Origin of the sequence: Devosia insulae DS-56 (assembly GCF_000970465.2) — a bacterium.
GTDB lineage: Bacteria > Pseudomonadota > Alphaproteobacteria > Rhizobiales > Devosiaceae > Devosia_A > Devosia_A insulae.
Map to the genome: position 1 here is coordinate 1 of NZ_LAJE02000252.1, position 7,439 is coordinate 7,439.

6 protein-coding genes are annotated in these 7,439 nt (G+C 65.0%); 4 read left to right on the top strand and 2 right to left on the bottom strand.

Annotation, left to right across the window (positions count from 1 at the left end; all coding sequences use genetic code 11):
• Positions 1-50 precede the first annotated feature (50 nt).
• Positions 51-1,325, bottom strand: coding sequence for an O-acetylhomoserine aminocarboxypropyltransferase/cysteine synthase family protein (locus VW23_RS17980; RefSeq protein WP_069910924.1), 1,275 nt, complete (start codon positions 1,323-1,325; stop codon positions 51-53).
• Positions 1,326-1,464: 139 nt separating this feature from the next.
• Between VW23_RS17980 and VW23_RS17985 the strand changes: the two genes are divergently transcribed.
• A complete protein-coding gene (locus tag VW23_RS17985) occupies positions 1,465-1,959 on the top strand; it encodes a GNAT family N-acetyltransferase (protein ID WP_069910925.1) in 495 nt (164 codons plus the stop codon).
• A 389-nt stretch (positions 1,960-2,348) separates the two neighbouring features.
• Here the strand turns inward: VW23_RS17985 and VW23_RS17990 are convergent, their stop codons facing one another.
• Positions 2,349-3,113 (bottom strand): phytanoyl-CoA dioxygenase family protein, encoded by a 765-nt coding sequence (locus tag VW23_RS17990; protein ID WP_069910926.1) that lies wholly within the window; start codon positions 3,111-3,113, stop codon positions 2,349-2,351.
• 145 nt (positions 3,114-3,258) lie between these two features.
• Between VW23_RS17990 and VW23_RS17995 the strand changes: the two genes are divergently transcribed.
• The 3 genes from VW23_RS17995 to VW23_RS18005 are packed head-to-tail and all read left to right on the top strand — an operon-like array spanning position 3,259 to position 7,428.
• Entirely contained in the window at positions 3,259-4,041 is a 783-nt protein-coding gene (locus VW23_RS17995) for a helix-turn-helix transcriptional regulator (RefSeq protein ID WP_069910927.1), read from the top strand.
• 12 nt (positions 4,042-4,053) lie between these two features.
• Positions 4,054-5,130: a sialidase family protein gene (locus VW23_RS18000; protein ID WP_069910928.1), complete on the top strand. Its 1,077-nt coding sequence runs from the start codon at positions 4,054-4,056 to the stop codon at positions 5,128-5,130.
• Between the two features lie 30 nt (positions 5,131-5,160).
• Positions 5,161-7,428, top strand: a complete 2,268-nt coding sequence (locus VW23_RS18005; protein WP_069910929.1) for an MFS transporter — start codon at positions 5,161-5,163, stop codon at positions 7,426-7,428.
• Positions 7,429-7,439 lie beyond the last annotated feature (11 nt).

Sequence of the window (7,439 nt, forward strand, 5' to 3'; positions counted from 1 at the left end):
CCATATACGACGCCGGCGCATCGGGTGCGCCGGCGGGGTATATGGTAGGTTCAGGCGACCTTTGCCAGCGCCTGTTCGACATCGGCGATGATGTCGTCGATGTGCTCGATGCCGACCGAGATACGGACCAGGTCTTCCGAGACGCCCGCCTTGGCCAGTTCCTCGGGGCCGAGCTGGCGGTGCGTGGTCGAGGCCGGGTGACAGGCCAGCGACTTGGCGTCGCCGATATTCACCAGCCTCAGGATCATCTGCAGTGCGTCGATGAACTGCCCACCGGCAACCGCGCCGCCCTTGATGCCGAAGCTGATAATGCCCGACGCCTTGCCCTTGGTGATCTTCTTGGCCGTCGCGTTGTACTTGCTGTCCGGCAACTGGGCGTAGTTCACCCAGTTGATCTTGGGGTGCTGCTTCAGCCAGGCGGCGAGCTTTTCGGCATTCTCGCAATGCCGCTCCATCCGAAGCCCGAGCGTTTCGAGGCCTTGCAGGAACAGGAAGGCGTTGTGCGGCGACAAAGCCGCGCCGGTATTGCGCAGCGGCACCACCCGGCAGCGCCCGATATAGGCCGCCGGCCCCAGCGCCTCGGTATAGACCACGCCGTGATAGGACGGGTCGGGCTCGTTGAGGATGGCGAAGCGGTCCTTGTGCTTCACCCAGTCGAACTTACCCGAATCGACGATGATGCCGCCGATCGAGTTGCCGTGCCCACCGATATATTTGGTGAGCGCATGCACCACGATATCGGCGCCGAATTCGAACGGCTTGCAGAGATAGGGCGTCGCCACCGTGTTATCGACGATAACCGGCACGCCATGCCGATGCGCGATCTCTGCCAGCCGCTGGATATCGACGATATTGCCGGCCGGGTTGCCGATCGACTCGCAGAACACTGCCTTGGTTTTGCTGTCGATGAGCTTTTCCAGCCCTTCGAAATCGGCCTGGTCGGCCATTCGCACCTCGATGCCCTGGCGCGGGAACGAGTGCATGAACAGGTTGTAGGTGCCGCCATAGAGCTGGCTGATCGAGACGATGTTGTCGCCGACGCCGGCGATCGCCTGGATCGAATAGGTGATGGCCGCCATCCCCGAAGCGACACAAAGGCCGGCGATGCCGCCTTCCATCTCGGCGACGCGCTGCTCGAGCACCGCCGTCGTCGGGTTCATGATGCGGGTATAGATGTTGCCGGGGACCGCGAGGTTGAACAGGTCAGCGCCGTGCTGGGTGTTGTCGAACGTGTATGACGTGGTCTGATAGATCGGGACCGCAGCCGCCTTAGTGGTTTCCTCCGCCTTGTAACCATGATGGAGCGCGATGGATTCGAGCTTCACTTAATGTCCTTTCAAGCAATGGCCCCCGACATTATTCGTAACATGCGCAGGCCGGTGACGGACCCCGTCCGAACGGATGGGGATTGCGTGATTAGCGCGCAGTGCGAAATATCGGTCTCCCCAATCTCCTGAGGTGCACGTGAAGATTAGAGGCGAACTGCCTGCCGACGACGCAGCGATTCATGAGCTGACCCGCGTGGCGTTCGAGCCGATGCCGTTCAGCAGTGGCACTGAAGCGCCGATCATTCGGGCGCTGCGCGCTGCCGGCGACCTGACGCTGTCGCTGGTGGCCGAGGACGATGGCGCGATCGTCGGACACATCGCCTTCTCGCCGGTCAGCATCGATGGCGTGCATGCCGGCTGGTTCGGGCTCGGCCCGATCTCGGTGCGCGCCGATCGGCAACGCCAGGGCTTCGGCAAGGCGCTGATCGCTCGAGGGCTGGAGCTGCTGCGCGAACAGGGCGCCGCCGGTGTGGCGCTGATCGGCAACCCCGACATCTATGGCCGCGCCGGCTTCGAAAGCGATGGGCTATTGGCCTATGGCGATCTCGATCGCCGCTTCGTGCAGCGGCTGGTGCTGTCCGGCCCGCCGCCGCGCGGCGAACTCAAATTCGCGCCGGGTTTTGACGTGTGAGGCTAGCGGGCCCTCACGACAATACCACCGCGTCGCCCCGAAGTTGGGGCAGCGCCGTGCCCACCACCCCTCACCCGTCTCGGCCTTCGGCCGATCCACCCTCTCCCCGACGGGGAGAGGAACAAGTGTGGCTCACCGGCGCCGCAGGATTCTTCTCCCCGTCGGGGAGAAGGTGGCGCGTAGCGCCGGATGAGGTAAGCCACGATGTTCGCCGGTGGGCAGCTCAAGCGTCCGCCGCCGTTTGACCACCTAACCATGTTATTATAGTAACATACCCTGCACCGATGCGGTGCGGAGGGGCGGTTGCTTGCAACCGGGCGGGGTTGACGATCGAGGCGCACAAAGCGGAGCGGATGGCACGGCGTGAGCCGCACCATCCGGTCGAACCGTCAGATCTTGTTGGCCGCCTTCAGATCGGCGTCGAGCTTGGCCTGGTAGGCCCGCTTCATCTCTTCATCGGTCTTGGCGCTCACCCCGAAATACACAAAGCCCAGCGCCCGTCGCGAGCGGGTCGGCGAGCGGTTGGGGCTCGCCCAGTGCACCGTCTTGCAGTCGTGCATCAGCAACATCCCGGCCGGCCCCGGCTGCGCCGCGGTATTGGCCACATCGTGCTCGGTGCCGAAATCGGTGATCCCCTGCGAGAAGCCGAGGATTTCGGAGCGCCCATGTGGACGCCAGCCCTCGAAGGCGTGCGAGCCACGCACATATTGCAGGCACCCGTTCTCATCGTCGACCGGCTCCAGTGCCAGCCAGCCGGTGATCGCCTTGGGCGGCGCGATCTTGAAATAATACCCGTCCTGGTGCGGCGGCGTCTGCTTGCCGATGCCGGGCGGCTTGTTGAAATACTCCATGTTCTGGGCCACCGCTGCCTCGCCCAGCACCGTCTCGGCCAGCTCCTTGATCACCCCGTCGCTGAGCAGCGTCTTGAAATAGCTGTCGTATTTTTCGAGGTACATCATCTGCTTGACCGTCGAGCGGTTGGCCTTGTCCTCGTAGTAGACCTCGGTCTCCGACATTTTCGGCACGCATTCGATCAGGAACCGGTCGAGCTCGCGGTTGATCTCGGCCATGCGCGCGGCATCGAACAGCGGCCGGAAGGCGATGAAGCCGTCGCGGTCGAAATCAGCCTTGAGCTGGCTGTGCGGAATGCTCATTGCAGCACTCATCCTAGGCTCCTCTCCTCAGGGCCAATGCGGCCTTGCCTGATGAAAGGCCAACGCCGCCTTCCCGTCATTCGCGAGGATCGGCACGACATTAGGAAATCCGATTGCCACCGCCAAGCGGCACTGGCGGGGCGTCATGGCCTGTGACACCGATCAGCTCGAGCTGCGCGACCACCGCTTCGGTCGGATCAACCGCCGCATGCCGATCGGACCCGTGCAATGGCCGTTCCACGATCTGTTCTGGGTGCACGAGGGGCGCGTCGCCATCAGCTTTCCAGAGCTCGAGGCCAAACTCGAGCTGGTAGCTCCATCAGGCGTGCTGATCCTGCCGGGCACCCAGTTTCAGGGTGCAACACTTGGTGCCTTCGCCACCGCTTCGATCTGCCATTTCGCGATGGCCGGCGAGCCGGCGGGTCCGGGCTATGCGCTACCCAACCCGGACGAGGCGCTGCACCTGCAGAACCTCATCCGTCTCGCCATGCACCTTGCCCGCCGCAACCGTCCCGACGAGCTGCCGCGCCGGAAGCGCCTGCTGCTGAGCCTGCTCGACGGCTTCGACCTTGCCGGCATCCCCGACATCCCGACTGCCGACGAGGACCGGCTGACCATCGCCTGGACCCAGGCCGGGCAGAACCTCCATCGCATGCGCACCCTCGCCGATGTCGCGGCCTTGCTCGGCATCTCCGAGAGCGCGCTGCGCGCCATGCATCGCAAGGCTCGGCACACCTCCGCGGGAGAACACCTCAGGGAACTGCGCCTCACCCGCAGCGAGGAGCTCCTGGTGTCGACCGACAAGTCGCTGGCGACCATCGCTGCCGAAGTCGGCTACGGCCATGCCGCCACCCTCGCCGCCGCATTCCGCAAGCGGCGCGGCAAGACCCCCGGCCAGTATCGCCACTGGTCCAACCCTTTCGCCTGACCGGAGCTTTCGATGCAGCGTCTTGAAGAGATCACCATCTACGCCAACCCCGACCCGCTGCTGGTCAGCCGCCAGGCGACCTTCCCGGGCATCGTGCAGTTGGCATCTGGCGAGCTGGTCGCCATCTTCACCGTCGGCCAAGCTTTTGACGCCGCCGATGCCCGCGCCCATGTGAGCCGCAGCTCCGACAATGGCCGCACCTGGTCCGCCCCGGTCCGCCTCACCGACCATGAGGTGCACCCGGAAGAATCCGAGAGCTTCAAGCCGCTGCTGCTCAGCGATGGTTCGCTGCTCGCCACCGGCTATGTGTTCGTTCGCCCCACCCCGCTCTCTCCCGTCGTCGACCCCGACACCTTCAAGCTGCTAAGGCTGCGCAACAAGACCAGCACCTCCACCGATGGCGGTCGCACCTGGAGCGTCCCTGTCTATTTCGACATCGAGGGGCAGCCGCTGGAACTCTCCGGCCCCGCTATCCAGCTCGCCTCGGGCCGCATCATCGCCGCCACGGCGCCGTTCCATCTCGGCAAGGACGGCCACGCCGGCTGGATCATCGCCAGCGACGACAATGGCAAAAGCTGGCGCAAACTCTCCGAGTTCTATCGCTCGCCCTTGGGCAACGTTTCGACCTGGGAGAGCCGCATCGCCGATCTGGGCGACGGGCGGGTCGCGGTAATCTTCTGGGCCTATGACAATGCTGCCGGCGCCAACCTCACCAACCATGTCGCGGTCTCCAGCGACGGCGGCAAGACGTTTGCGCCGGCCATCGATACCGGCATCCGCGGCCAGGCCTCGAACCTGTTGTCGCTCGGCGGTGGCAAAGCGCTCACCATCCACTCGAACCGCGAGGCGCCGGTCGGGCTGATTGTTCGTCGCGTCGACCTCAATGGCGGTTTCAAGGTGGAGGAGGAGCTCAACCTCTTCGCCGATGCGTCGATGGGCAGCGACTCCGCCGACATCAAGAAGCAGTTCGGCAGCCTGAAGTTCGGCCAGCCTTCGCTGCTGCGCCTCACGAACGGGGAAATCTACGCCGCGTGCTGGAGTTTCGAGCAGAGCCAGTATGTGATCAAGGGATACCGGATCGCGCTTTGACCAGCGGCGAGTCGGTGAGGGGGATTTGACGTGTCGCGGGCGGAAGGCATCGGCGTTGCCGAGTTCGAGGAGCAGTCGGATTTCGACAAGATCCGCCGCATCCCCTATCTCTATGCCTTCAACATCATCACCGCCGCGGCGCTGCTCTGCACCGTCACCTCGCCTTTGGCGCTGTTCGCCGCCGAGCTGGGCGTCCCCAAGGACCGCATCGGGCTGATCGGCGGCATCATGCCGTTCGTCCAGGTCATCGCGGTGGTGTTCCTGCCCATCGTAATGGCCTTCGGCCATCGCCGGGTCGCCGGTTACGCCTCGCTCACCCGCTATCTCTGCCTGTCGCTGATCCTTGTGGCGCCTATGTTCCAGGGCAACCCGGACATGGTGTTCTGGGTGCTGTTCGCGGCCATGCTGGGCTTTTCGATCTTCCGCACGCTGGCTGAAACAGCGATCTGGCCGTGGTCGCAGGAATATATGCCGAGCTTTATCCGCGGCCGGCTCACCGGCGGCATCGCCGTCGCCTACCTGCCGGTGGCTTTGGTCGGCTCGGTCCTGGTACAGCTCTGGCTCGATGGCCAGCACGGCATCGAACGCTTTTTTCCGGTTTTCGCTATCGGGTTGCTGTTGGGCGTCATCGCCGCGTCGACCCTGTTCGGGCTCGGCGGCGGCAAGCCTCGCCCCGGCTCGGCCCGCGGCTTCGATGCCATCCGCGCCATGCAGGTGCCGCTGCGCGATGGCAATTTCCTGCTCTACCTGGTCTCCTCGGGCACGCAGTTCCTCGTCTACACCGTCATCAACCTCTTCATCCTCTTATTCTTCCGCGAGCGGCTCGGCATTTCGTCGGGCCAGATCGTGCTGATGGCAGCGTTCATTCCGGTCGGCGCAGCGCTCGGTAGCGTCGCCGCAGGCTGGTTCGTCGATCGCTACGGCACCCGCGCCATCCGCGTCACGCTGCAGGCGTTGCAGGTGGCGATGCTGATCGGGCTGATGTTCGTCACCAAGGATACGCCCGGCACCATCTTCATCGTCGGGCTGATCTTCTTCGTCTTCGGCATGCTGTTCCAGAGCGCCATCTCGGTGGGTGGCATCTACATGCTCAACTACGTGCCGCCGGCCAAAAAGGAGAGCTATATGACGCTCGCCTACATGACCGATGGCCTGATCGGCGGCGGCGCCGCCTTCCTGGCCGGCTGGCTGCTCGAACTGCTCGCCAGCAACACCATCGTCATCTCCGGCGTGACCCTGGGTAACTTCGAAACCCTGTTCGCGCTCAGCGCCGTGATGGTGGTGGTCTCGGCCATCACCTTCGCCATGCTGAAGGAAGAGGGGGCCACCGGCGTGCGGGATTTCCTCGGCCAGTTCGGCCGCGGCCGGCCGCTCAGCGCACTCTGGGGCATCCATCGCTACGGCGCGCTGACCTCCGAGGAGCGCCGCCGCGACCTCGCGTACGGCTTCGGCAAGACCCGCAGCGCGCTGGTGAAGGAGGAACTGATCGCCGCCTTGAGCGATCCGAGCTTCGACGTCCGGCACGAAGCGATCCAGTCGCTCAGCCATCTGCCGCCGAGCCCGGCGGTGGTGCGGGCACTCGAATCGATGCTGGCCTATGACGGGCTGGTCGAGCTGCAATATGCAGCGCTCAATTCGCTGGGCCGCATCAAGGCGACGCAGAGCGGCGAGGCCATCGCCCGTTTCCTCGAGAGCCCCAACCCGCTGCTCCGGGCCCGCGCCGCCCGTACCCTCGGCGATATCCGGGACATCAAACAGCTACCGCGCATCCGCCAGATGCTGGCTGAGGATCCCGAGATCGACGCCCGGCTGGCGGCGGTTTCGGCGCTCGGCAAATTCCGCGACAGCCAGAGCGTCGATGGGCTGCTGCAGGTCTATCGCGAACTGGCCGGCGATCCCGGCAGCATGGTGGGCGAGCCGCGCAGCAAGGTGGTGCTGCTGGCGCTGGCCAAGATCCTCGACTGGGAAGAGAGCTTTTCGCGCGAGTGGCGGCACGAGGAAAAGGTGCTGGGCTACCGCCTGCCGGGCCTGTTCGGCCGCCTCAGCGACGACCTGCGCAAGCGCTCCAATGCCGAGCACTCCCGCCTGTTGCTGCAGGCCGCCGCCGCGCTGAGTTCGGGCAGCACCGGCACCGCCTTCCGCGCGCTGCAGGACCTTCGCCCCTGTATCGAGCGCAGCGGCCACCCCGAAGCCGGCATCGTCCTCAAGCTGATGGACGGCACCCGGGATATCGAGCAGCCGCACCGCGCGCTGCTAATTCTGTTGGCGCTCTCCATGCGGCCGGTGCTGGCGGGGTAGGTGCTCCAGGG